This is a genomic window from Streptomyces sp. Root1304, from assembly GCF_001426405.1.
Taxonomy (GTDB): Bacteria; Actinomycetota; Actinomycetes; order Streptomycetales; family Streptomycetaceae; genus Streptomyces.
Genome location: NZ_LMEP01000025.1, coordinates 362,961 through 385,275, shown reverse-complemented (window position 1 = coordinate 385,275; position 22,315 = coordinate 362,961). Strand labels below are relative to the sequence as shown.

22 protein-coding genes, 7 tRNA genes and 1 pseudogene are annotated in these 22,315 nt (G+C 72.6%); 13 read left to right on the top strand and 17 right to left on the bottom strand.

Going from position 1 to position 22,315, the window contains the following annotated elements; genetic code table 11:
* Window positions 1-7: 7 nt before the first annotated feature.
* Window positions 8-571: an HIT domain-containing protein gene (locus ASD33_RS28415; RefSeq protein ID WP_056566662.1), complete on the bottom strand. Its 564-nt coding sequence runs from the start codon at window positions 569-571 to the stop codon at window positions 8-10.
* A gap of 65 nt (window positions 572-636) precedes the next feature.
* On the opposite strand from ASD33_RS28415, the gene ASD33_RS28410 reads away from it, so the two are divergent.
* Entirely contained in the window at window positions 637-1,323 is a 687-nt protein-coding gene (locus ASD33_RS28410; RefSeq protein WP_079045069.1) for a potassium channel family protein, read from the top strand.
* Between the two features lie 30 nt (window positions 1,324-1,353).
* Here the strand turns inward: ASD33_RS28410 and thrS are convergent, their stop codons facing one another.
* The 3 genes from thrS to ASD33_RS28395 form a co-directional block, all read right to left on the bottom strand.
* Entirely contained in the window at window positions 1,354-3,330 is a 1,977-nt protein-coding gene (thrS, locus tag ASD33_RS28405) for a threonine--tRNA ligase (RefSeq protein WP_056566657.1), read from the bottom strand.
* Between the two features lie 217 nt (window positions 3,331-3,547).
* Window positions 3,548-4,861 (bottom strand): hypothetical protein, encoded by a 1,314-nt coding sequence (locus ASD33_RS28400; RefSeq protein ID WP_056566654.1) that lies wholly within the window; start codon window positions 4,859-4,861, stop codon window positions 3,548-3,550.
* Complete coding sequence (locus tag ASD33_RS28395) at window positions 4,861-5,427, bottom strand: DUF4365 domain-containing protein (protein ID WP_056566651.1); 567 nt, start codon at window positions 5,425-5,427, stop codon at window positions 4,861-4,863. Before ASD33_RS28395 ends, ASD33_RS28400 begins: the two co-directional genes overlap by 1 nt.
* A 122-nt stretch (window positions 5,428-5,549) precedes the next feature.
* Here ASD33_RS28395 and ASD33_RS28390 point away from each other — a divergent pair, with 122 nt between their 5' ends.
* Window positions 5,550-6,278, top strand: coding sequence for a 3'-5' exonuclease (locus tag ASD33_RS28390; protein ID WP_056566648.1), 729 nt, complete (start codon window positions 5,550-5,552; stop codon window positions 6,276-6,278).
* A gap of 48 nt (window positions 6,279-6,326) precedes the next feature.
* On the opposite strand, the gene ASD33_RS28385 is transcribed toward ASD33_RS28390, so the two are convergent.
* A tRNA-Val gene (locus tag ASD33_RS28385) sits at window positions 6,327-6,398 on the bottom strand.
* A gap of 73 nt (window positions 6,399-6,471) precedes the next feature.
* Window positions 6,472-6,933: an SRPBCC family protein gene (locus tag ASD33_RS28380; RefSeq protein ID WP_056566645.1), complete on the bottom strand. Its 462-nt coding sequence runs from the start codon at window positions 6,931-6,933 to the stop codon at window positions 6,472-6,474.
* 92 nt (window positions 6,934-7,025) lie between these two features.
* On the opposite strand from ASD33_RS28380, the gene ASD33_RS28375 reads away from it, so the two are divergent.
* Window positions 7,026-9,632 (top strand): hypothetical protein, encoded by a 2,607-nt coding sequence (locus ASD33_RS28375; protein ID WP_056566642.1) that lies wholly within the window; start codon window positions 7,026-7,028, stop codon window positions 9,630-9,632.
* 57 nt (window positions 9,633-9,689) lie between these two features.
* Here the strand turns inward: ASD33_RS28375 and ASD33_RS28370 are convergent.
* Both ASD33_RS28370 and ASD33_RS28365 read right to left on the bottom strand, forming a co-directional pair.
* Window positions 9,690-9,764, bottom strand: a tRNA-Val gene (locus tag ASD33_RS28370).
* 54 nt (window positions 9,765-9,818) lie between these two features.
* A complete protein-coding gene (locus ASD33_RS28365) occupies window positions 9,819-10,241 on the bottom strand; it encodes a TIGR02611 family protein (RefSeq protein WP_056566640.1) in 423 nt (140 codons plus the stop codon).
* A 190-nt stretch (window positions 10,242-10,431) separates the two neighbouring features.
* On the opposite strand from ASD33_RS28365, the gene ASD33_RS28360 reads away from it, so the two are divergent.
* Together ASD33_RS28360 and ASD33_RS28355 are read left to right on the top strand one after the other, a co-directional pair.
* Entirely contained in the window at window positions 10,432-10,845 is a 414-nt protein-coding gene (locus ASD33_RS28360; protein ID WP_015032345.1) for an SsgA family sporulation/cell division regulator, read from the top strand.
* A 191-nt stretch (window positions 10,846-11,036) separates the two neighbouring features.
* Window positions 11,037-11,594, top strand: a complete 558-nt coding sequence (locus ASD33_RS28355) for a CGNR zinc finger domain-containing protein (RefSeq protein WP_056566637.1) — start codon at window positions 11,037-11,039, stop codon at window positions 11,592-11,594.
* A 19-nt stretch (window positions 11,595-11,613) separates the two neighbouring features.
* Here the strand turns inward: ASD33_RS28355 and ASD33_RS35880 are convergent, their stop codons facing one another.
* Window positions 11,614-11,778: a hypothetical protein gene (locus ASD33_RS35880; RefSeq protein WP_199863603.1), complete on the bottom strand. Its 165-nt coding sequence runs from the start codon at window positions 11,776-11,778 to the stop codon at window positions 11,614-11,616.
* A gap of 133 nt (window positions 11,779-11,911) precedes the next feature.
* Entirely contained in the window at window positions 11,912-12,325 is a 414-nt protein-coding gene (locus ASD33_RS28345) for a hypothetical protein (RefSeq protein ID WP_056566630.1), read from the bottom strand.
* 182 nt (window positions 12,326-12,507) lie between these two features.
* Between ASD33_RS28345 and ASD33_RS28340 the strand changes: the two genes are divergently transcribed.
* Window positions 12,508-13,023 (top strand): DsbA family protein, encoded by a 516-nt coding sequence (locus ASD33_RS28340; protein ID WP_056566627.1) that lies wholly within the window; start codon window positions 12,508-12,510, stop codon window positions 13,021-13,023.
* 103 nt (window positions 13,024-13,126) lie between these two features.
* Here ASD33_RS28340 and ASD33_RS28335 read toward each other — a convergent pair whose 3' ends face one another.
* From ASD33_RS28335 to ASD33_RS28325, 3 genes are read right to left on the bottom strand one after another with little or no spacing between them, the layout of a single operon-like run.
* Window positions 13,127-13,966 (bottom strand): GNAT family N-acetyltransferase, encoded by an 840-nt coding sequence (locus ASD33_RS28335; protein WP_056566625.1) that lies wholly within the window; start codon window positions 13,964-13,966, stop codon window positions 13,127-13,129.
* Between the two features lie 59 nt (window positions 13,967-14,025).
* Window positions 14,026-14,856, bottom strand: coding sequence for an aminodeoxychorismate lyase (locus tag ASD33_RS28330; RefSeq protein ID WP_056566622.1), 831 nt, complete (start codon window positions 14,854-14,856; stop codon window positions 14,026-14,028).
* Window positions 14,853-15,920 carry a chorismate-binding protein gene (locus tag ASD33_RS28325; RefSeq protein WP_056566620.1) on the bottom strand — a complete coding sequence of 356 codons (1,068 nt, stop codon included), beginning with the start codon at window positions 15,918-15,920 and terminating at the stop codon, window positions 14,853-14,855. The genes ASD33_RS28330 and ASD33_RS28325 overlap by 4 nt, the downstream gene beginning before the upstream one ends.
* 309 nt (window positions 15,921-16,229) lie before the next feature.
* Here ASD33_RS28325 and ASD33_RS28320 point away from each other — a divergent pair.
* From ASD33_RS28320 to ASD33_RS28300, 5 genes are all read left to right on the top strand, one after another.
* Window positions 16,230-16,302: transfer RNA gene (locus ASD33_RS28320), tRNA-Gly, on the top strand.
* 41 nt (window positions 16,303-16,343) lie between these two features.
* Window positions 16,344-16,417 (top strand) — tRNA-Cys (locus ASD33_RS28315).
* A gap of 1 nt (window position 16,418) precedes the next feature.
* A tRNA-Val gene (locus tag ASD33_RS28310) sits at window positions 16,419-16,490 on the top strand.
* A 39-nt stretch (window positions 16,491-16,529) separates the two neighbouring features.
* A tRNA-Val gene (locus ASD33_RS28305) sits at window positions 16,530-16,601 on the top strand.
* Window positions 16,602-16,640: 39 nt separating this feature from the next.
* Window positions 16,641-16,715, top strand: a tRNA-Val gene (locus tag ASD33_RS28300).
* Between the two features lie 52 nt (window positions 16,716-16,767).
* Here ASD33_RS28300 and ASD33_RS28295 read toward each other — a convergent pair.
* From ASD33_RS28295 to ASD33_RS35875, 3 genes are all read right to left on the bottom strand, one after another.
* Complete coding sequence (locus tag ASD33_RS28295) at window positions 16,768-17,061, bottom strand: zf-TFIIB domain-containing protein (protein ID WP_056566617.1); 294 nt, start codon at window positions 17,059-17,061, stop codon at window positions 16,768-16,770.
* A gap of 41 nt (window positions 17,062-17,102) precedes the next feature.
* Window positions 17,103-18,206 carry an aminoglycoside phosphotransferase family protein gene (locus ASD33_RS28290; RefSeq protein WP_242427179.1) on the bottom strand — a complete coding sequence of 368 codons (1,104 nt, stop codon included), beginning with the start codon at window positions 18,204-18,206 and terminating at the stop codon, window positions 17,103-17,105.
* 208 nt (window positions 18,207-18,414) lie between these two features.
* Window positions 18,415-18,582 carry a hypothetical protein gene (locus tag ASD33_RS35875; RefSeq protein WP_199863602.1) on the bottom strand — a complete coding sequence of 56 codons (168 nt, stop codon included), beginning with the start codon at window positions 18,580-18,582 and terminating at the stop codon, window positions 18,415-18,417.
* A 513-nt stretch (window positions 18,583-19,095) separates the two neighbouring features.
* Between ASD33_RS35875 and ASD33_RS28285 the strand changes: the two genes are divergently transcribed.
* Window positions 19,096-20,313, top strand: a complete 1,218-nt coding sequence (locus tag ASD33_RS28285; protein WP_056566614.1) for a serine/threonine-protein kinase — start codon at window positions 19,096-19,098, stop codon at window positions 20,311-20,313.
* 13 nt (window positions 20,314-20,326) lie between these two features.
* Here the strand turns inward: ASD33_RS28285 and ASD33_RS36590 are convergent.
* A pseudogene (locus tag ASD33_RS36590) lies at window positions 20,327-20,476 on the bottom strand (rRNA methyltransferase); the annotation flags it as partial.
* A gap of 597 nt (window positions 20,477-21,073) precedes the next feature.
* On the opposite strand from ASD33_RS36590, the gene ASD33_RS36585 reads away from it, so the two are divergent.
* Window positions 21,074-22,309 carry a carbamoyltransferase C-terminal domain-containing protein gene (locus tag ASD33_RS36585; protein ID WP_242427178.1) on the top strand — a complete coding sequence of 412 codons (1,236 nt, stop codon included), beginning with the start codon at window positions 21,074-21,076 and terminating at the stop codon, window positions 22,307-22,309.
* Window positions 22,310-22,315 lie beyond the last annotated feature (6 nt).

The following is a 22,315-nucleotide window of genomic DNA, read 5'->3' as shown; positions in this document are numbered from 1 at the left end:
CGTCCGCTCAGAGCGTGGCCGGCCAGGCGTCGGCCAGCATCTCGCGGGTGTCGGCGAGCAGCTGCGGCAGCACCTTGGTGTGCCCGACGACCGGCATGAAGTTGGTGTCCCCGCCCCAGCGCGGCACCACGTGCTGGTGCAGGTGCGCGGCGATGCCGGCACCCGCGACGGCCCCCTGGTTCATGCCGATGTTGAACCCGTGCGCGCCGGACGCCGCACGCAGCGCGACCATCGCGCGCTTGGTGAGGTCGGCGAGCTCGGTCGTCTCCGCCGCGTCCAGGTCCGTGTAGTCGGCGACGTGGCGGTAGGGGACGACCATGAGGTGACCGCCGTTGTACGGGTACAGGTTGAGAACCGCGTACACGCTCTCGCCGCGCGCGATCACCAGGCCGTCCTCGTCCGACTTCGCCGGAATCGAGCAGAACGGACAGCCGTCGTCGGCGCCCGGCCCGGTGGGCTTGTTCTCGCCCTGGATGTACGCCATCCGGTGAGGCGTCCAGAGGCGCTGGAACGCGTCCCGCGTCCCCACTCCGATCTGCTGTTCCGGCTCAGTCGTCATGCTGTGCAGCATATTGCGTCGCCCGTTCGGAACGTGTCGCCGGGGCGGAAGATCCATGCAGCGGCCATGCTGATCCGATGAGCGTCAGGCCGCCGAAACCGCCCCGCCAGGAGCGCTGGGACCATCACATGGAGATCCCGCTCGCCGTGGCCTCCCTCGTCTTCCTCGCGGGCTACGCGGTCCGCGTCCTCGCGAACCGCCACCTCCCGCAGTTCTGGCTCGACCTGTGCCTCTCCGCCACCCTCGCGGCCTGGGCGCTGTTCGCCGTGGACTACGCGGTACGGTTCCGGCTCAGCGGTCAGGGCTGGTTCCGCTTCGTCCGCACCCATCTCCTCGACACGGTGGTCCTGGTCCTCCCGCTGCTGCGGCCGGTGCGCATGGTGAACATCTACGACCGGGTGCAGCGCCGCCAGGACAAGCCGCGGCTGAGCCTCTACGCGCGCGTGATGGTCTACGCCGGCCTGAGCGTGGCGCTGCTGGGCTTCGCGGGCGCGCTCGCCGTCTACCAGTACGAGGTCGGCGCCCCCGGTGCCACGATCCGCACCTTCGGCGACTCGGTGTGGTGGACCTGCTCCACGCTGGCGACGGTGGGGTACGGGGACGTGACGCCGGTGACCCCGATGGGCCGGGTGGTGGCGGTGGGCCTGATGGCCTGCGGTCTGGCGCTGCTGGGCGCGGTGACGGGTTCGTTCTCGTCCTGGCTGATCCAGGCGTTCACCCGGGAGGACGAGAAGAGGCCCCCGGGGGATTCCCCGGGGGCCTGAACCCGACGCCCCGCTCACGCGGGGCACGCGTCACACCTGGACGCGGCGCTCCACCACGTCGACGAGCTTCGCCAGCGCCTCGTCACGGGCGATGCCGTTCTCCTGCGAACCGTCGCGGTAGCGGAAGGAGACGGTGCCCGCGGCCATGTCCTCGTCACCGACGATGATCATGAACGGGACCTTCTGCTTCTGCTGGTTGCGGATCTTCTTCTGCATCCGGTCCGAGGAGGCGTCCACGTCGACCCGCAGCCCCAGCTTCTTCGCGTCCGCGGCGAAGTCCTGGAGGTACTCGACGTGCGCGTCGCCGATCGGGATGCCGACCGCCTGGACGGGCGCCAGCCACGGCGGCATCGCACCCGCGTAGTGCTCCAGGAGCACCGCGAAGAAGCGCTCGATGGAACCGAACAGCGCGCGGTGGATCATGACCGGGCGCTGCTTGGTGCCGTCCGGCGCGGTGTACTCCAGGTTGAAGCGCTCCGGCAGGTTGAAGTCGAGCTGGACGGTCGACATCTGCCAGGTGCGGCCGATGGCGTCCCGCGCCTGAACGGAGATCTTCGGGCCGTAGAACGCGGCGCCGCCCGGGTCGGGGGTCAGCGGGAGGCCCTGCTTCTCGGCGACCTGCTGGAGGACCGCGGTGGCCTCCTCCCACGCCTCGTCGGAGCCGACGAACTTCTCCGGGTCCTTGGTGGACAGCTCCAGGTAGAAGTCGGTCAGACCGTAGTCGCGCAGCAGGTTCAGGACGAAGGTGAGGGTCTTGTCCAGCTCCTCCGCCATCTGCTCGCGGGTGCAGTAGATGTGCGCGTCGTCCTGGGTGAAGCCGCGGGCGCGGGTCAGACCGTGCACGACGCCGGACTTCTCGTACCGGTACACGGTGCCGAACTCGAACAGGCGCAGCGGCAGTTCGCGGTAGGAGCGGCCGCGCGCGTCGAAGATCAGGTTGTGCATCGGGCAGTTCATGGGCTTGAGGTAGTAGTCGGTACCACCGTCGAGCTGCATGGGGGGGTACATGCCCTCCGCGTACCAGTCCAGGTGGCCGCTCTTCTCGAAGAGGGCGCCCTTGGTGGCGTGCGGCGAGTAGACGAACTCGTAGCCCTCCTGCTCGTGCCGCCGGCGCGAGTAGTCCTCCATGACCCGGCGGATGATGCCGCCCTTGGGGTGGAAGACCGCGAGGCCGGAGCCGATCTCGTCCGGGATGGAGAAGAGGTCCAGCTCGTTGCCGAGCTTGCGGTGGTCGCGCTTCTCGGCCTCGGCGAGGAACTCGAGGTGGGCCTTCAGCTCCTCCTTCGACGGCCAGGCGGTGCCGTAGATGCGCTGGAGCATCGGGTTCTTCTCGCTGCCGCGCCAGTAGGCGGCGGCGTTGCGCATGAGCTTGAACGCCGGGATGTTCCGGGTGGTGGGCAGGTGCGGACCGCGGCAGAGGTCCTTCCAGCACAGGTCGCCGGTCTTGGCGTCGAGGTTGTCGTAGATGGTCAGCTCGCCGCCGCCCACCTCGACGTTCGCACCGTCGTCGGTCGAGGCGGAGCCCTTGATGCCGATGAGCTCCAGCTTGTACGGCTCGTCCGCCAGCTCGGCGCGGGCGTCCTCGTCGGTCACCACACGGCGGGCGAAGCGCTGGCCGCGCTTCTGGATCTCCTGCATCTTCTTCTCGATGACCTTGAGGTCCTCGGGAGTGAAGGGCTTCTCGACGTCGAAGTCGTAGTAGAAGCCGTCCCGGACCGGCGGGCCGATGCCCAGCTTGGCCTCGGGGAAGATCTCCTGCACGGCCTGGGCCATGACGTGGGCGGTCGAGTGGCGCAGGATGTCGAGACCGTCCGGGGAGGAGATCTCGACGCCCTCGACGACATCGCCGTCGGCGAGCTCGTACGACAGGTCCTTCAGTTCGCCGGCCACACGGGCGGCGACGATGGTGCGGTCGTCGGCGAACAGGGCGCCGGCGGTGGTGCCCGCGCTCACCGCCCTCTCCTCTGCTTCCGAGGCGGACTGGACGGTCACACGGACATCAGACACGGGTACTCCGTACATAAGGGCGCAGGCAGACACGAGGTGCCGGCGCCGGCGGTGCGCGACAGAGACGAGGTGCCGCGCACCGCTGATCCTACCGAGCCGACCGGACCGCCCGCGAAGCGGTTTACCGCCGACCCGCCGCCCGGCCCCCGGTCGGCGGCCCACCGGCACGGTCCCGCCCTTCGGTCCCGGCCCCGGTCCTCGGCACACTCCCGGCACCTCAGCCCTCGTCCGGCCCGCACGCCTCCTCGAAGAAGTCCAGGTTCTCCTGGAGCGACTTCATCAGCCGGTCCCGTTCCGTCTCGTCGACCTGTACGGGGACCACCCCCGACGCGTCGGTGAGCCGCCGGAAGCCGCCCCGGCTCTCCAGCCTTCCCACGACCCGGATCGGGAGCCCGACGAGATGGGCGTGCCCCGCCGTGCGGTACGCCTCCTCGTCGAGGGTCACGCGGACGTGCGGGACCTCCGCCCCGCCGAGCACCCGGAGCCGTACGGTGCCCTCGCCGCGCGGCTCGGAGCGGCGCATGCGGACGACGGCTCCGGTGAGCCGGACCGGTACGGACGGTTCGTCGGTGAGGTAGCGGGCGCTCGCCTCGCGCAGCGCGGGCAGGTCGCCGGGCGAGAACTCGACGGGTTCGGGCCGGGCGGCGCAGCCCTCGGGAGCCCCGGCGGACGGAGCCCACTCCAGGGCGATCCTGGCGCCCTCGGTGCCCCGGACGAGGGCCACCAGGGCCTCGGTGAGCTCTCGGCTGACACCGGCCCCGACGGCGGCGTCGAAGGCCTCCATGCCGCCGGTGGCCCGCTGGTAGTCGGTGGCCTCGCGGGCCGCGTGGAGCGCGTGGTAGAGCCGTACGGCGATCGGGCGGCCGGGGTCGACGGGCAGGAACGCGGTGAGGCCGCGCCCGCCGGGGGCCGCGCCGACGACGACGGTCTCCAGGGAGGCCTGGGCGGGTCGCCGGTGCCGGGCCCCGTAGTAGCCGGCCCGGCCGCGTACGGCGAGGGCGCCGGCCAGGAGCAGCTGGCGGGCGGCGGACCTGAGCTGTTCCTGCACAGTCCAGGGGACCGTGCCGGCGGGGCCCGGGGGCACGTCGCGCCACCAGCGGATCTCGTCGCTGGGCACGGCGAGGCCGGTGAGGACCTCGCGGGCGGAGGGCGTGGCGCTGCGGGCGAGGGCGGTGAGCGCCTCGCCGAGCAGGTCCTCGCAGTCCGGGAAGGCACGGCTCTCCGGGACCAGCAGGCTGGTGCCGGCGCCGCTGCCGGGCGGGGTCCAGCGGCTGTAGCGGCCGGCCGCGCCGCCGCGCCGCCGCCAGCCGTGCCGGGCGAGGAGGGCGCCGAGGACGCGCGGGTCGACCCTGCCCGGGTCGGGGGTGCCCTGGCTGTCGGCCCAGGGGCCGGTGGGCGGGCCGGGGACGCCGGTCCAGGGCCCGGGGGTCTCGGCGGGTGGTGGGTGGGGCCGGTAGGGCGGGGGGACGGGGCCGTGCCCGGCTCCGCCCCGCTCCTCCCCGAACCCCGGTTCGTCGGTCGGTCGGTGCATCAAGGTCTCCCTCCCACGCCGACCCGGGTCATGATCTCGCAGAGTGCCCGGTCGTCGAAGATCCGCGCCGTCGGGATGCGCACGGTGGTCCGGCGCCGTCCCGTGACCGGCTGTCCGGCCAGGTTGGTCCAGTAGCAGCAGTGCCGCAGGTCGAGCCGGTCGTGGCTCGCCCTCAGCCAGTCCTCCGGTGCCCGCGGGACGAGCATCACGACGAGGATCTTGTGGACGGACACCGGGGTCCTGGCGAGTTTCACCAGGTGGTCGTTGTCGAGGGTGAACGAGAAGGTGCTCCCGGGCGGGCGCGGCGGTATCTGGTAGGTGCACTTGAGCTGCACCTTGATGGTCACTTCGTCGTCGACGGTGTGGCCGGGAGCGCTGTGGCTCACGTGCCAGTCGATGCCGTTGTCCGGAAAGGGCTGGGACAGCGAGCAGCCGGCCGCGGCCGCGACGGCGTGCAGGTATCCCACCTGAAGGGTCTCCATGCAGGCGGTGGTGGCGAGTGAGCCGCGTGTCGGTGCCAGCCGCTGGGGCGGCAGCCCTCCCGACTCGGGCTGGGCGAGCGCCATGTCTTCTTCCTTCCCCGTCCCTTCTGTTGTGACCGGTCCGCGTACGGCGCAAACAGTCCGGGTATCACCGTTTCGGGGGCAGGGGGTTGGCCATCTGCCGCACGTGTGCAGGGAGTTCAGGGATGACGTTGCACTGGTACGAAGGGCCCCTGGCCGCTTTCGACACGGAGACCACGGGAGTCGACGTCGAGGGCGACCGGATCGTGTCGGCCGCTCTCGTCGTGCAGGACACGAGGGGAGCGCGTCCGCGGGTCACGCGCTGGCTGGTCAATCCGGGCATACCGGTGCCCGAAGGGGCCACGGCCGTGCACGGACTGACGGACGATCACCTCCAGCGGAACGGCCGCTGGCCGGCCCCGGTGATGGAGGAGCTGGCGCGCGCGCTGGCCGAGCAGTCCGCGGCGGGGCGGCCGCTGGTGGTGATGAACGCGCCGTTCGACCTGACGATCCTCGACCGCGAGCTGCGCAGGCACCGGGCGTCCACGCTCGGCGACTACCTGGGCGGCACCCCGCTGTGCGTGCTGGACCCCCGGGTGCTGGACAAGCACCTGGACCGGTACCGCAAGGGCCGCCGGACGCTGACCGACCTGTGCGCGCACTACGAGGTGGATCTGACGGGGGCGCACGACGCGGCGGCGGACGCGGCGGCGGCGCTCGATGTCGTACGGGCGGTGGCGCGGCGCTTCTCGTCGCGCCTGGAGCGCCTGACCCCGGCGGAGCTGCACACCCTGCAGGCGGTGTGGCACGCGGCGCAGGCGCGGGGCCTCCAGGCGTGGTTCACCCGGCAGGGGACGCCGGAGACGGTGGACCCGGCGTGGCCGCTGCGGCCGGAACTGGGCACGGCGGCCTGACACATGACAGAGGCCGGTCCGTCTTTCGACGGACCGGCCTCTACCCGGTGGGCGATACTGGGATCGAACCAGTGACCCCTTCGGTGTGAACGAAGTGCTCTCCCGCTGAGCTAATCGCCCGGGAACGGGTTGAACCATACAGGCCTTCGCGCCCTCCGTTCAAACCGGCCCGCCCGGCGCCCGGCCACCACCCTCAACGGCGCTCTTCGCGCGTTCCCTTCAAACTCGCGGCGAGACCCCGCCGTCCGCCGCGCATCATCCAGGCGTGGTTGGCGCGGAAGACGGGCCGCCCGGGGACGGCGAGGGCCCGCAGGAGGCGGGCGCGGACCTCGACCTCCTGCTCGTAGACCACGCGGGTGCCGGTCCCTTCCGGGGCGAGTGTCCAGCGGGCCCAGCCCACCAGGTCGCCGCCGAGTCCGATCTCCAGGACCCCGGCCGCGGGGTCGCGGCGCAGGGCGCGGGCCGTGACGACGAGGTCGTACGGGAGGAGGGAGCGGAAGCGGGCGGTGCCGGTGGCGTCGTCGACGGGGACGACCTCGCGGACCTGGGGCCACCAGCTCGGGTACTCCTCGGCGCGTTCGAGGACGGCGTAGACGGCCTCCGGCGGGGCGGGGAGCCGCCAGACGCTGCGGAAGCTGTACCGGCACCAGTCCATGACCCCAGTGTGGGGGTACTCAGGGCGGCCGGGCGGGAAGATGAGTACCGGGACGCATTCCGGCCGGGTGTGCCCGGGGCCACACTCCGGACATGGACAACTCCCTGCCGCCCGCGGACGAGCTGGTGCTCGTCGACCGCGAGCTGGCGCGACTCGACGGACGCCGGTCCCAGCTGCTGGCCCGGCGGGCCTGGCTGATCCAGGTCCTCCACGCGTCGGCCACGCCGACCGCGCCCCCGACGCCCCGCCCGTTCCCCGCTCCGGCTCCCGCGGACTCGACGCCGCGGAGCGCGCAGAACGTGCTGCTCACGCTGGGCGGCACCCTGCTGACGATCGCGGCCGTCGCCTTCACCCTGGTCAGCTGGGGGTCGATGGGGATCGGCGGGCGGGCGGTGGTCCTGTCCGTGGTGACCTCTGCGGCCCTGGCGACGCCGGTGGCGCTGCTGCGCAGGGGCCTGGTGTCGACGGCCGAGTCGGTGGCGGCGCTGGGTCTGGTCCTCATGGTGCTCGACGCGTACGCGGTGCACCGGGTGGCGCTGCCGGGGACGGACGGTCTCGGGTACACGGCGGTGGTCTCGGCGGTCCTGGCGGGCGCGTGGACGGCGTACGGCTCGGCGCTGTCGCGGCTGCGGATTCCGCTGCCGGCGGCGGTGGTCGCCGGGCAGCTGCCGCTGCCGCTCGGTGTGCTGGCGGCCGGGGGCGGTCCGACGGCCTTCGCCTGGGCGGCCCTGGTCACCGCGGCGGCGGACGGGGCGGTGGTGCTGTGGACCCGTCCGGCCTCGGTGCGGATCACGGCCGCGACGGGTGCGACGGCCCTCGGCGGCTGGGCGCTCCTGACCGGTGGCTGGCTCTCGCTGACCTCGCCGTGGAGCGGCGCGGCGCTGCTCCTGGCGAGCGCGGCGGTGACGCTGTACGGGGCCTGGCGGACGCCCGCGCTGTCGGTGGCGGGAGCGGTGGTCGCCGGTCTGGCGTCGGTGGCGGCCCTCGGCGGGCTGCTGCGCGCCGCCGTGCCCGCGGACTGGGCGGTTCCCGCGTACGTCCTGTGCGGGCTGGCGCTGATGTCGGTGTGGCGTCCGGGCGCGACGGCGGCTCCGGCCGACGGGCGGCGGGCGCCCGAGGGCGGCGTTCCCGCATCCGAGGGCGGCCCGGTGGCGGGCACCTCCGCGCTCCGGACACCGGCCGGCATCCGGCGCGGGTTCGCCCGGGCGGGGGCCGGGGTGGCTGCTCTGGGGGTCTTCTGGGCGCTCCCGCCGGTGGCGGCGGGGCTGCTCGGGCCGTTGGCCCGGACCACCGAGGTGTGGTCCGGCGAGCACGCCGGACGGGAGTTGGCCTCGTACCCGGGGACGGCCGTGCTGGTCCTGGCGGTGGCCGCCGCCGCGCTGGCGGTCCTCCCCCGGCTGTGGGCCCGCTGCGGGTCCCTCGCCCTCGGCTGGGCGCTCCTGACGGCCCTGCCGGTCTCCCTGGGCCTGCCCTACGCGGCGACGCTCGCCCTCCAGCTCCTGACGAGCGCGGCGGCCCTGTGGATCGCGGTCCGGCCGTCCCCGCTGACGCGAGGCCTGCGGGAGCCGGAGCCCCGGACCGCACCGGCCACGCCGGCGCCCGAGGCCTCCGACACCCCTGCCGCACCCACTCCGGGCACGCCCTCCGGACCCGGCGCGTTCGGGGCCCCCGGCACCGGGCCCGGGTGGCCCGCCTGGACGCCCTCCCGGCCCGTGACGCGGGCTCCCGCGCCCTCGCCCGGGGCCGTCATCGGGTGGAGCGCGTACGTCGGCGGGCTCGCGTCCGCCGTGAGCGCGGTCGCCCTGGCCCTGGACGTCCGAGGCGCCACCTTCGTGGTGCTGGGGGCGGTGCTCGCGCTGCTCACTGGCGTGGCGGTGCTCGGTACGGACACCCGCCGGGTGGTCGCGGCCTGCGGCGCGGTGCTCACCGCGACCGGGCTCGTGCTCTCGGTGGCGGCGGTCGGCGGGTTCGAGGACCACGGGACGGCGCTCGCGCTGCTCCTGGTTCCGGCGGCGACCGCGTTCGTCGGTGCCAAGGCGCGCCCGGTGGCCCTGCCGGTCGAGATCACGGGCGGCGCCGTGGGGGTGCTCGCCCTCGGGTTCGCCGCGTCGCGGCCCGCGTTCCTCGCGCTCGCCCTGGCCCTCGGCGGGGTGATCGCGGCGGCGACGGCCGTGCGCCCGGAGCGGCGGCGGTTCGCCTCGTGGACGGCGGCGGTGCTGTTCCTGTCGGCCGCCTGGGTGCGGCTGGCGGTCTGGGACGTGACGACCCCGGAGGCGTACACGCTGCCGGTGACCGTGCCCGCCCTGGTCGTCGGGTTCCTGCGGCGCCGCCGGGACCCGGAGGCCTCCTCGTGGACGGCGTACGGGCCGGGTCTCGCGGCGACGCTGCTGCCGAGTCTCGCGGCGGCCTGGACGGACCCGGAGTGGGTGCGCCCGCTGGTCCTGGGGGTCGCGGCGCTGGCGGTGACGCTGCTCGGTGCGCGGTTCCGGCTCCAGGCCCTCCTGGTGCTGGGCGGCGGGGTGCTCGCCCTGGACGGGCTGCACGAGCTGGCGCCGTACGTGGTGCAGGCGGTGGGGGCGCTGCCGCGCTGGCTGCCGCCGGCCCTCGCCGGGCTGCTGCTGCTCGCGGTCGGCGCGACGTACGAGCAGCGGCTCCGGGACGCCCGGCGGCTGCGGGAGCGGCTGGCCCGGATGCGGTGAGCGGGGGAACGCCGAAGGCCCGGAGACGGCGTTCCGTCTCCGGGCCTTCGGTCCGGGTGGTGGGCGATACTGGGTTCGAACCAGTGACCCCTTCGGTGTGAACGAAGTGCTCTCCCACTGAGCTAATCGCCCCGGTGCACCGCAAACATTACCGCATGTCAGCGGGGCTTCCGAACCACCCGAGGGTCACTCGTCGATCTTCCACGGCATGACGAAGCCGAACTTCCAGAGGTAGACGCCGAGCAGGGCGGCGATGATCACCAGGCCGACGGTGGTGAGGATGATGTTCCTGCGGCGGACCTTGGGGTCGAGAGCACGCTGTGCGGCCTCGGTCACCTTGCGCTTGGTCCAGCGGAGCACGAGCTGCGCCCAGACGAACTCGGTCGCCCAGATCGCCATGCCGCCGAAGATGACCAGCCAGCCGGGTCCGGGGAGCGGCAGCATGACCACCCCGGCGCCGACCACGGCGAGTCCCACGATGAAGACACCGACCTGCCAGCTCAGATGCAGGCCTCGTCGGGACTTGATGAACTCCGGTGCACGGGATCCCAGTTCGGCTTCCTGGCCGTCTGCGGACTCCCCGGCGCGCTGGTCACTCTCCGCATTCATGCCCACCAACTTACCCGACCGGACCCCCTCCCCGGAATGGCGGTATTACCGCAGGTCACACGCACCCATACGAGCGACCTGAACGATCACAAAACCGACAGAGGGGTTTACAACGACCCTGGAGGTGGCATGTCGATTTCGCCGACGTGCGAATCCCCGAGCGCACACTGAGCGAAAGGCCCTGGCGCTTATGAACACCACGGTCAGCTGCGAGCTGCACCTGCGCCTCGTTGTGTCGAGCGAGTCCTCACTGCCTGTACCCGCGGGCCTGCGGTATGACACGGCCGATCCCTATGCCGTGCACGCCACCTTCCACACCGGAGCCGAGGAGACGGTCGAATGGGTCTTCGCCCGCGACCTTCTCGCCGAGGGGCTGCACCGGCCCACCGGCACGGGCGACGTCCGAGTCTGGCCGTCCCGTAGTCACGGTCAGGGAGTCGTCTGCATCGCGTTGAGCTCCCCCGAGGGAGAAGCCCTGCTCGAGGCCCCGGCGAGGGCCCTGGAGTCGTTCCTGAAGAGGACCGACGCCGCCGTGCCACCGGGCACCGAGCACCGGCACTTCGATCTCGATACGGAGCTCTCCCACATCCTGGCCGACAGCTGAGCCAGGCCGAGAGCCGCACGGCGCCGTCCGACTCGGGGCGACGGCGCCGCGCGGGCAGTCACATAGGCACGACAACGGCGCTCCCCACCGCGCAGCCGGCGCGGTGGTGGGCGCCGTTGTCCTTTTCCCGGTCGCGCTAAAGTCAGCGCCATTCCGCGGGCGCCCGCCCGCGGCCGGCCAGGGAGCGAATCGTGCTGATCCCCCACGACACCCGGATCGCCCTCGACACCGTCGTCGATCTGATGAACACCGCGCCGCAGGGCGACCGCGAGGACGAGCTCGCGGACATCCCCGGTCTGCTGACCTTCGTCCGCGCGCACAAGGTCAGTGGCGTGGGCGAGCTCGGCGCCGCCGATCTGCGGGCCGTACGCGAGGTGCGGGAGAAGTTCGCGGCGGTCTTCTCCGCCCCGGAGGCCCGCATCGCGGCCCCGCTGATCAACCAGCTGGTGGCGAACGCGGGCACCACGCCACAGCTCACCGACCACGACGGCTACGACTGGCACGTGCACTACTTCGCGCCGGGCGCCTCCGTCGCCGACCACCTCGCGGCCGACTGCGGCATGGCCCTCGCGTTCATCGTCGTGGCGGGCGAGCAGGAGCGGCTGCGGCGCTGCGAGGCGCCGGACTGCGGCCGGGCCTTCGTCGACCTCTCCCGCAACCGCTCGCGCCGCTACTGCGACAGCCGCACCTGCGGGAACCGGCTGCACGTGGCCGCGTACCGCGCGCGCCGCAAGGAAGCGGCCGGCTGACCTCCCCCGGGCCCCGGGCTCACCGGACGAAGAGATCGTTGACGGCTGCCAGCAGCAGCAGGCAGCCGATCACCCCGAGAAAGATCATGAGGGGCGGCTGGGAGAGCGCGAACAGGCAGCCGCGCGGCTCTTCGGCGGGGGCATCGGTGGTGGCGGGGACGGTCTCCCGCGAGGTATCCAGCATCTCGGGGGGATGATCGCGCACGCCGGACCCCGAGAATCCCGCAACACGCCCCACCGCAGGGCCCGTTCACCCCTTCCCGTGGATCACGGGAACGGGATGGGGACGGGATGGGACCGGGAATCGCCAGAAGTGATCAGATCCCGTGCTTCTTCAGAATCGCCTCGATGTCGCTGAAGTCCTCACCGGAGGACTGCCCGGCCGGGGGCTTCGCCGCCACGGCGCGCGAGGGCGCCGACGCCCCCGGGGCCACGGCTCTCGGCTCGGCTCCCCCGGTGGTCTCCTTGCGGTCGCCGCGGCGCCGCTCGACGGCCCGGGTCGACAGGAAGAGCAGCCAGGCGGCGCCGAGCACACCGAACCCGGCCCAGGCGACCGGACTGAACGCGGTGTCCGCGATCCAGTCGACGGCGCCCGTCATCACCAGACCGAGCGGCACCAGGGCGTAGGCCGTGATCCGTGCGGCGGACAGGAAACGCTTCCGGTACGCCATGACGGCGGCGACGCCCAGGCCCGCCACGGACACCGCGGAGCAAATGGTCTCGGCGAGCATGCGGTCCTCCAGGTCCCGGGTGATACGTCCCTTCCATCCTGCACCGCCGGGAGCGTCCGGGGCCACGGTCCGAGGCCGGTCTCAGGGAGATCTCCGGGTCCTCCCCGCCGGATCTCCTCCCCAGGTCCCGGTGGGAACCCCGAGGGTCCCGGCGGGGCGGACCGGTGAGGGAGACTGCTGTCATGAGTGACACCACCACCGCACCGACCTCCCCCGTCGCCCTCGAGGCCTGGTTCGACCTCCAGTGCCCCGACTGCTTCCAGGCCCTCGGCGACGTCCGCGCGCTCCGCGAGACGTACGGCGACCGGCTCGACGTACAGCTGCGCCACTTCCCGCTGGCGAAGCACAAGCACGCGTACGCCGCCGCGCAGGCCGCCGAGGAGGCGTTCGCGCAGGGCAAGGGCTGGCCGTACGTGGAGGCACTGCTCGCCAGGACCGCGGATCTCGCCGAGCGCGGCGAGCCGCTCCTGCTGGAGATCGCCGGTGAACTGGACCTGGACGCCGAGGAGTTCGACACGGCGCTGATCGACGGCCGGCATCTGCTGACCGTCGACGCCGACGAGGCCGAGGGCAAGGCGATCAAGGTCACCGGCACGCCGACGTACGTCATCGGCGGCGAGCGCCTCGACGGCGGCCAGAGCCAGGAGGGGCTGCGGGAGCGCATCGAGGAGATCGCCGACCGCCTCCTGAAGGGCTGACCCACCCGAAGGCCCGAACGCCCCCGAAGGCCCGGCCTCGCCCGGAGGCCCGGCCGTCCGTGCAGGCCCGGCCGCCCCCGCGGGCCGACCGCCCGCCCCTCCGCTACCCCAGGGTCTTGGCGCTGTTGACGTAGGTCGTGCGGTAGCCCAGCGACTCGTAGAGCCGGATCGCCGGGGTGTTGCCCGCGAAGACGTGCAGTCCGAGCAGGGTCTCCCCGGCTTCCAGGGCGACCCGCTCGGCGACCCGCATGAGCGCCCGGCCGTAGCCGAGCCCGCGGTGCTCCTCGTCGACCTCGATGTCGTACACGAAGGCCGCCCACTGCCCCGGCTCGATCTCGATCCGGCCGGTCCACAGGAACCCGGCGGCCCGTCCGTCCCGTACGACCACGTGGATCGCGACACCGGGCGAGGCAAGCCCGTCCGGCAGGTACTTCCGGTGGCTGTCCTCGGCCTTGGCGCGGGCCTGTTCCTCCGGGACCCCCCGGTCGATCCAGCTCTGCGCGAAGCCGTCCTTGGCCCGCGTCTCCCAGGCGGCGTACTCGGTCCCGCTCATCGGCCGGACCTCGACGCCGTCCGGCAGCGCCGGCGGCTCCTCGGGCAGTTCCTTGACCATGTTCCGGCTGCGCTCGGCGTAGCCCAGCGAGCGGGCCGTCCGCAGGGCCGCCTCGGCGTCCGCCGGAACCGATATCTGCACCTCGACGCAGCCCCAGCCCCGCAACACCTCCTCGGAGGCGAGCGCCGCGACCGTGCCCCGGCCGCGGCCGCGGTCCGGCTCGTCGATCCCGAGACCGCTGATCACACCCGACGCGGCGCCGAAGCCCGGATCGGTGGAGAGGTGGACGGAGCCGACGCGGCGGCTGTTCACGCACACGTCGTACGTACGGGAACGGCCGCCGTCGGGCGTCTGCTGAAGCGGCTCGGCCGGCCGCAGGGTGGTGGTCATCAGAGGTGTTCTACCCACCCCGGGGCCGTACGTCATCAGGTTTTCGGCCGCGGCGGCCGTTACCCGAGACGCGGATCCCGGTCCCGGGCCGCCTGCTCGTCGAAGATCCGCATCGCCTTGGCGGTGACGGGGCCGGGCGTCGCGGTCAGTTCGCGTCCGTCGACCCGGTGCACGGCCTGGACGTCGCGGAGGGTCGAGGTCAGGAAGATCTCCTCGGCGCTCTCCAGGACCTCCAGCGGCAGATCGGTCTCCTCCGCGCCCGTCCACTCGACCGCGAGGGCACGGGTGATCCCGGCGAGGCAGCCCGAGGAGACCGGCGGGGTGAGGATCCGTCCGTCGACCACGACGAAGACGTTGGAGCCGGTGCCCTCGCAGAGCTGTCCCACGGTGTTGGCGAAGAGCGCCTCCGACGCCCCCCGCTCGCGCGCCCTGGCGAGGGCCACCACGTTCTCCGCGTACGAGGTGGTCTTGAGGCCCGTGAGGGCGCTGCGCTCGTTGCGCGTCCAGGGCACGGTGATCACGGCGGTGGTGTCGGCACGGCGGCCGGTCTCGCCGAGGGCGACGACGAGACTGGGACCCGCGTCGCCGCGCTCCGAACCGAGCGGCGAGAGCCCTCCGGTGTACGTGATGCGGAGCCGGCCCAGCGCCATCGGGTTGGCCTCCAGGACGGCGGCGCAGGCGCGCCGGACCTCGTCGAGGTCCGGGTCGGGGAGGCCGAGGCCGCGCGCGGAGCGGGTGAGGCGCTCCAGGTGGAGGGTGAGCGCGAAGGTCCCGCCGTGCTCGGCCTTGACCGTCTCGAAGATGCCGTCGCCGACGGTCAGTCCGTGGTCCAGTACGGAGACCCGGGCGGTCTCCGCGTCGTGCAGCCCGCCGTTGACCCAGAGTTTCATCGAGAAGTGGCCTTTCCGCTCGCCTCAAGGGCGCCTGACTCGTAGGTTCCCGACGCTATCGCGACGAGCCGGGCCGCCTTGAGCTCGGTCTCCTCCCACTCGCGCTCCGGGTCCGAGCCCCAGGTGATCCCGGCGCCGGTCCCGAAGCGCAGCACGCCCTCCGGGCGGTCGATCCAGAAGGTGCGTATGCCGACGGCCAGCTCGGCGGTGCCCGCGTCGGCGTCGACCCAGCCGATGCCTCCGCAGTAGGGGCCGCGGGGAGCGGTCTCCAGGGCCTCGATGATCCGCAGGGCGCTGGACTTGGGCGCGCCGGTGACGGAGCCGGGCGGGAAGGTGGCGGCGAGCAGCTCGGGCCAGCCGGCGTCCTCGCGCAGCAGCCCGGTGACGGTGGAGACGAGGTGGACGAGGCCCGGGTGCTCCTCGACGGCGCAGAGGACGGGGACGGCGACGGAGCCGGTCTCGCTGACGCGTCCCAGGTCGTTGCGGACCAGGTCGACGATCATCACGTTCTCCGCGTGGTCCTTGGGGAGGAGGTCGGCGGCGGTGCGGCCGGTCCCCTTGATGGGCCCTGAGGAGAGGAGCGCCCCTTCCCTGCGCAGATAGAGCTCGGGGGAGGCGGTCGCGATCTCCACGCCGTGCGCGGGCAGCCGGATCGTTCCGGCGTACGGAGCGGGGTTGCCGCGCGCGAGGAGCGAGGTGAGGGCGTCGACGTCGGCGGTCGCGGGGTGCGGCAGCGGCGCGGTCAGCACCCGGCAGAGGTTCGCCTGGTAGACCTCGCCGCGCGCGATGTGCTCGCGCACGCGCCGTACGCCCGCGACGTACGCGGTGCGGTCGAGCGAGGACGTCCAGTCACCGGCGGCGGGGCCGCGCCAGGCGCCCGGGACGGGTGGGGGGACCGGGTCGGCCCGCACGTCCCCGAAGCGGGCGCAGGTCAGGCGCCCCTCGAAGTCCGCGCAGACGGCCCAGAAGCCGGCGGAGTCCAGGGCCTCGGGGTCGTGGGTGACGTCCCGGAGATCGGTCGCGACGAGGCCGCCGAAGCGGGCCAGAGGGGCTAGGTCGTGCACGCATCGAGTCTAGGTCGGCTCCAGGTCGGCCGGCGGAGGGGCGACGGGGGCCGTCTCCCGGGGGCGGGTGGGGCAGCCGGTGCGGGAGGGGCGGCCGGGTGACGGAGGACGGCCGGCGCGCTCACGGGGGCTCCCCGCGACCCGGGGAACACGGCGGGTGAACGCCTCACGAACCCGCCGGGACGTCCGGCCGGGCACCCGGATCGGCCCGCAGGTCAGCACGCTGCGGAAACGCGTTTTTGTGCTGGCCCAGGAATCCGCTAGAGTTCAACACGTCGCCGGGACGCGCAAGCGAAACGGAAACGACAAGCGGACGTGGCTCAGTTGGTAGAGCATCACCTTGCCAAGGTGAGGGTCGCGAGTTCGAATCTCGTCGTCCGCTCGATGTGGGGGATCTTCCCGAACCCCTGTATTCACACTCCTGGTGGAGTGGCCGAGAGGCGAGGCAACGGCCTGCAAAGCCGTCTACACGGGTTCAAATCCCGTCTCCACCTCCAAGCGCGATTAGCTCAGCGGGAGAGCGCTTCCCTGACACGGAAGAGGTCACTGGTTCAATCCCAGTATCGCGCACGCAGAACAACCGAAGATCCGGTCCGTACGGACCGTCCCGCGCGATTAGCTCAGCGGGAGAGCGCTTCCCTGACACGGAAGAGGTCACTGGTTCAATCCCAGTATCGCGCACGCAGTACGCAGTACCTTCGGGTATCTCGTGTGCACCCCGCGCGATTAGCTCAGCGGGAGAGCGCTTCCCTGACACGGAAGAGGTCACTGGTTCAATCCCAGTATCGCGCACCACCAAGAAGCCCCCGGCCGCATCTCGCGGCCGGGGGCTTCCGCGTTCCCCCGCTCAGGAGGAGAAGAGCATCCGGCCGAAACCGCGCTGGCGGTAGTGACCGCCGCCGTGGTGGCCGCCGTGGTGCGGGGCACCCCAGGCGGGAGCGGCCGGGGCGGGCTGCGCCGGGTAGGCCTGCGGGGCGGGCGGGGCCGGCGGGGCCGGCTGGGTCCACTGGGACTCCAGGCGGGTCAGGGCCTCCAGCTCGCCGTAGTCCAGGAATATCCCGCGGCAACCGCTGCACTGCTCGATCTGGACGCCGTTGCGGTTGTACGTGTGCATGGCCGCATGACACTTGGGGCACTGCATGGTCGGCTCAACTCCCTGACTTCGCCGTTCGAATGGTGGCTTCACCTTACGTGGACGCCGAGGGGGGCGAAGTCGGTTCGGAATCCCGCGATACGGGCGCAGGTGTCGATCATCACCTCCTCGACCTCGTCGAGCGGCCGGCGCTCCGCCGTCGACTTGGCGAGGGCCAGCGCCGCCGTCTGCACCGTCAGCGCACGGGCCGGGACGTCGAGTCGGCCCCAGGGGTCGGCGCCCACGGCGGGGCCGCCCGCCTCCTGGTACGCCCCGAGGAAGCGGGACCAGACCTCCGGGGGCAGGATCCCGGCGGCGAACCAGGCGGCGGGACGGGCGAGATCCCAGGCCGGATCGCCGAGGCCGAGGTCGTCGATGTCGATGAGCCGCCAGGGACCGGCGGGCACGGAGCGGGTGTCACGGACGAGTTGGCCGAGGTGGAAGTCGCCGTGGCAGAGGAGACGGGGGGCCCGGGGCGGGCCGCCGGGGGTCGACCGGCGGGTCTCGGGGTGCGGCTGCCGGGTGTCGGGGGTCGCGCCTCGGGTCTCGGGGTTCTCCCGCCGGGGGCCGGGGTTCTGTCCCCGGACGTCCGGGATCGTTCGCCAGGCCGCGAGGACCGTCGCCGTGGCCGGGTGGTCCGGGGCCGTCGCGCGCATCCGGTCGACCGCCAGCGCCGCCTTCGCGGGAGCCCGCATCGCCGGGATCCGGGCCGCCGTCCCCGGCGGCGGCGGTGTGCGGTGGAGCAGGGCGAGCAGTCGCGCCGCCTCCTCCCAGGGGGCGGCGTCGGGGTCCGTCGGGTCGACGGGCGGGCCGTACGGCCAGAGGGTGACGGGGCGGCCGTCCAGGGCATCCGGTGCCGGCGGGGCCGTCGCGAGGGGCGGGAGGAAGACCCCGGAGACGTCCGGGTGCCCGGCGAGCGCCAGCCGCGCGCGGTGCTCCTCCGGGTCGGTGCCGGGGGCGTGTGCCTTCGCCACCAGTCCCCCGTGGCGTACGACCGTCCCGTCGTCCCGGTCGGCGAGTACCCCCAGCAGGGTTCCCGGACAGCGGCAGGGAGCGTCCGGTCCGTGCGCGGCGGTGTGCGCGACGGCCGCCAGGCGCTCCGGCAGGGGCGGGGCGAGGCGGTCGTGCGGGCGGTGCGGGGCGGTGGAGTCCACGCCGGGAGCGTATCCGGGGCGGGGCCGGTGGAGCTGTGGGGTGGCAGGCGGCGGGCGGCGGGCTGTGGGTCGGCGGGCGGGAACGCGCGAAAGGCCGGTCAGCTCCCCAGCTGACCGGCCCCACGCTGCCGTCCGCCGCACCCCCGTCCCCACGGGGCTGATGGCCGGATGTCCCGACCCGGGCCGCTCTCCCGGGTCCGGGGCGCTGTCAGCGCCCCAGCATCACGCCCACGGACGACGCCTGTGTGACCACCGCTTCCCAGCCGCCGAAGACGACCACGAGCAGGGCCGCGAGAGGGAGGACCATGGCGGTGGCCACCAGGGGGTGGCGCCGGCTCGAAGGCCGGGGGCTCGTCCGCGCTGCGGTGAATGCCATGGTTCCTCTCCTGTCGTGTTCCGGCGCGGCGGGTGCGTGACCTCGGGGGACGAGTGCTGCACCCGCCGCTTGACCTCAACACTAGGGATCCCGGAGACGCGGAACGTCATGCCCGCGTACCGACTTGCGGGCCTCCCGGAGGATGACTCGCGTCCGTACGGCGTACTCCCATGGGTGGAGAACGTGGGTGCGGAACCCCGGGTCTTCCCGGAGGGGTTGCGGGAGTCGACCCCGGGGATGCGGGCGGGCGTGACATCGCTCACTTCGTGGGGTCCCGTACGGAAGCGCTGGTCGGCGCGGTCCGGGTCGCTCCCCCGGAGGCATCCGACCCGCTCCCTGCCCCCTGATCAAGTGACTTGAAGGGAAGGGAGGTTGGGCTGGTCCGCCGTTCGGCCCCGCCGGGGCTCGTCCCCCTCAGTACTGACAATCGATCCGGTACCAGGGCGCGGCCTATGAGCACGCGCGGGCGCCACTACGTAAGCTGTGCCACGTCGAACGGACGAGGGGACGGACATGGCGATGATGCGGCTCCGGCGCGAGGATCCGCGGATCGTCGGGTCGTTCCGGCTCCACCGCAGGCTGGGGGCCGGCGGGATGGGCGTCGTGTACCTGGGGTCCGACCGGCGCGGCCAGCGGGTGGCGCTGAAGGTGATCCGGCCCGATCTGGCCGAGGACCAGGAGTTCCGGTCGCGGTTCGCCCGCGAGGTGTCCGCGGCCCGGCGCATCCGCGGCGGCTGCACGGCCCGGCTCGTGGCCGCCGATCTGGAGGCCGAGCGGCCCTGGTTCGCCACCCAGTACGTTCCCGGGCCCTCGCTGCACGACCGGGTCGCCGAGGAGGGCGCGCTGCGCGCCGCCGACGTGGCCACGATCGGGGCGGCGCTCTCGGAGGGGCTCGTCGCCGTCCACGAGGCCGGTGTCGTCCACCGGGACCTCAAGCCCTCGAACATCCTGCTCTCCCCCAAGGGCCCCCGGATCATCGACTTCGGCATCGCCTGGGCCACCGGGGCCAGCACCCTGACCCATGTCGGCACGGCCGTCGGCTCGCCCGGCTTCCTCGCCCCCGAGCAGGTGCGCGGCGCGGCCGTCACCCCGGCCACCGACGTGTTCTCGCTCGGTGCCACCCTCGCCTACGCCGCCATGGCCGACTCCCCGTTCGGGCACGGCAGTTCCGAGGTCATGCTCTACCGCGTGGTGCACGAGGAGCCGCAGCTGCACGGAGTCCCGGACGCGCTCGCGCCGCTGGTCCGGGCCTGCCTGGCCAAGGACCCGGAGGACCGCCCCAGCACGCTCCAGCTGTCCATGCGGCTCAAGGAGATCGCGGCGCGCGAGGCGCAGGGGCTGCCGGTCTCCCGGCCGCCCGTGCAACGGGAGCGCGCAGAGGAGCGGAACACGCTCAGGCCGACCGAGCGGTACACCGAGCGGGACGCGCCGGCGGTGGGCCGGGGGCCGGAGCGGGGCGCCGAACGAGGTGCCGAACGTGGTGCGGAGCGGGGCTCCGAGCGGGGGCAGGCGCGCGTGGGCGGGCCCGCTTCGCGGCCGTCCGCCGGACCTCGGACCGGAGGGTCCCGGGGACCTCAGTCCCGCTCGGGTACCCGGCCCGGCGTGCGCGCGACCTCCACGGGGCGCCGCCCCGCCAACCCGCGGCTGCTGCGGCAGCGGCTCTTCGTCTTCGTGGTCGTGACGCTCGTGGTGGCCCTGGGCATCGCCGCCGCGCAGGCCCTGCAGGGCTAAGCCCCCCTAGTCGGGACTCCGGGCGGCCGGTCGCCCCCGCGCAGAACGCGACGGCCGCCGCCGCGCCGGCGTTCAGCGAGCCCACGCCACGGGCCGTCGGGATACGGACCCGCGCGTCGGCGGCATACCGGACCCCCGTCGGCAGGGCGTCGCCCTCCGCTCCCCCTGCATCATGCCCGCGACGCCGCCCACCCCCCTCCAGCTCCTCGCCATCTCGCCATCTCGCGACCCCGCGATCCGGAACGAGACATTACGGATTCACGCCGAAGCCCCGCGTCAACCCTGCAGATAAATCAAGATTCATTCCGGAAATTGATGTCCGGAAATACATTAGGTCAACCCCTCCGCCGATAATAGAGAAAACGCTTGCGAAGATCTTAGGGGCTCATGTAGCGTGCGATCAACTTCGGCCCTGAGAGGGGGGTATCAATGCTGGAGAACAAGGAAGTCGCAACGGAGAACGAGCTGGTGGACGAATTCGAGGACCTCGAGTTCGACCAGGAGATGCTCAGCGACTATCTCGCGATGGCGCACCGCTGCTGAGATTTCCCGGCGCACCCCCTCGGGGGTGCGCCGGGTTTTCATGACGAAAACGAGCTGAGAGACCCGTGCCTTCCAGTATCACGTTCGCGCTCGACTCGATGCCCCTCAACAGCGACACTCACTGGCCTGCGGACTACGACGCGCGATTCGTCGGTGAGGCGGCCACGCGGACTCTTCTGTCGGAGACTCCGACGGGAAGACCGCGCACGGAGCAGCCGTGGCGGCCGAGTATCACGAGCGCGATGATTCCTGGCATGTGGAACTCGATACGACCCTTCGCTGGTCGGACGGAACCCCGTTCACTCCGGCTGATTGCCTGCGATCGGTCGACCGGATACTCGGGCGACCGCGGTCACGGGTCGCGAGGATGTTTCCCACCGAAGGGGCTGCCGGAGTCACCGAGGGCGGGAGGATCGCCTATCGGTTCGCCCGTCCGACCTCCTACGCGTCCGCCCTCTTCACGCTGCCGCAGCATGCGCCGGCGAGGGACGGTGGAACACTGCTCGGGGCCCCGGTCCTGGGGGACTACGAACTCGCGTCCCGCGGTGACGAATTCATTGAAATGGTGCGCCAGCCGCACGCCAGGAACACCGGACACGGGATGCCCGACGCCCTGACGTTCCGGTCGTATTCCGACCTGGACCAGGCGTTGCAGGCACTTGGTCAGGGCCAGGTGGACGTGGCTCCGATGACCAGTTTCAGCGACTGGCATCTGGAGAAATTCACGCAGGACCCCCGGCTGTCGTCCCGGGATATTTCTATCTTCGGAAACCTTGAATTCGGTCAAGAATGCCAAGCGATGCGGAGCCGGCAGGACCTTCGACGCGCGCTGGGACTGGCGCTCGACCGCCCTCGCCTGGCGAGCGGTTTCCCCGGTCTCGTCACTCCGTTCCGCTCGCAGGCAGCGGTGTGGCAGGCGGATGCGACGCTCGGCTCCAGGTCGATCCTCGCGGACCCGCGCAGGGAGGACATGCGGGACCGGATCAATGCCCTGGTCAAGAAGCGCGAGGCGTTCAGGCCCTTCGCTCCGGCAGTGGTGGCGGAGCGGGCGGCCGAGTTCTTCGACCCCGACATCAGCTCGCCCTTCATGCTGGAAACGGCCCAGGTGAAGGGCCCCGGCCTGCCGGCCATCACCCACGTCGACGGCTCGGCACGTGTCCAGACGGTCGACCAGGACGTGGACCCGTTGTTCCACGCGTTGCTGACCGCGTTCGGCGGCCGCACAGGCACTCCCGTGCTGCTCAACACCTCGTTCAACATGCGGGGTGAGCCGATCGTCAATTCCGCGGCGGACGCGCTGGCCTGCTTCGTCCGGTCCCGGCTGGACCTTCTGGTCCTCGGGGACTTCCTCATACGTCGTTCGGACGTACCCGACTGGTGTGTCAGGCGGCTGCTCGACGCTGCTCCCTACAAAGTGCCCACAGCCAGCGAGTCGGTCTACACCTTCTTCTGAGCCTTC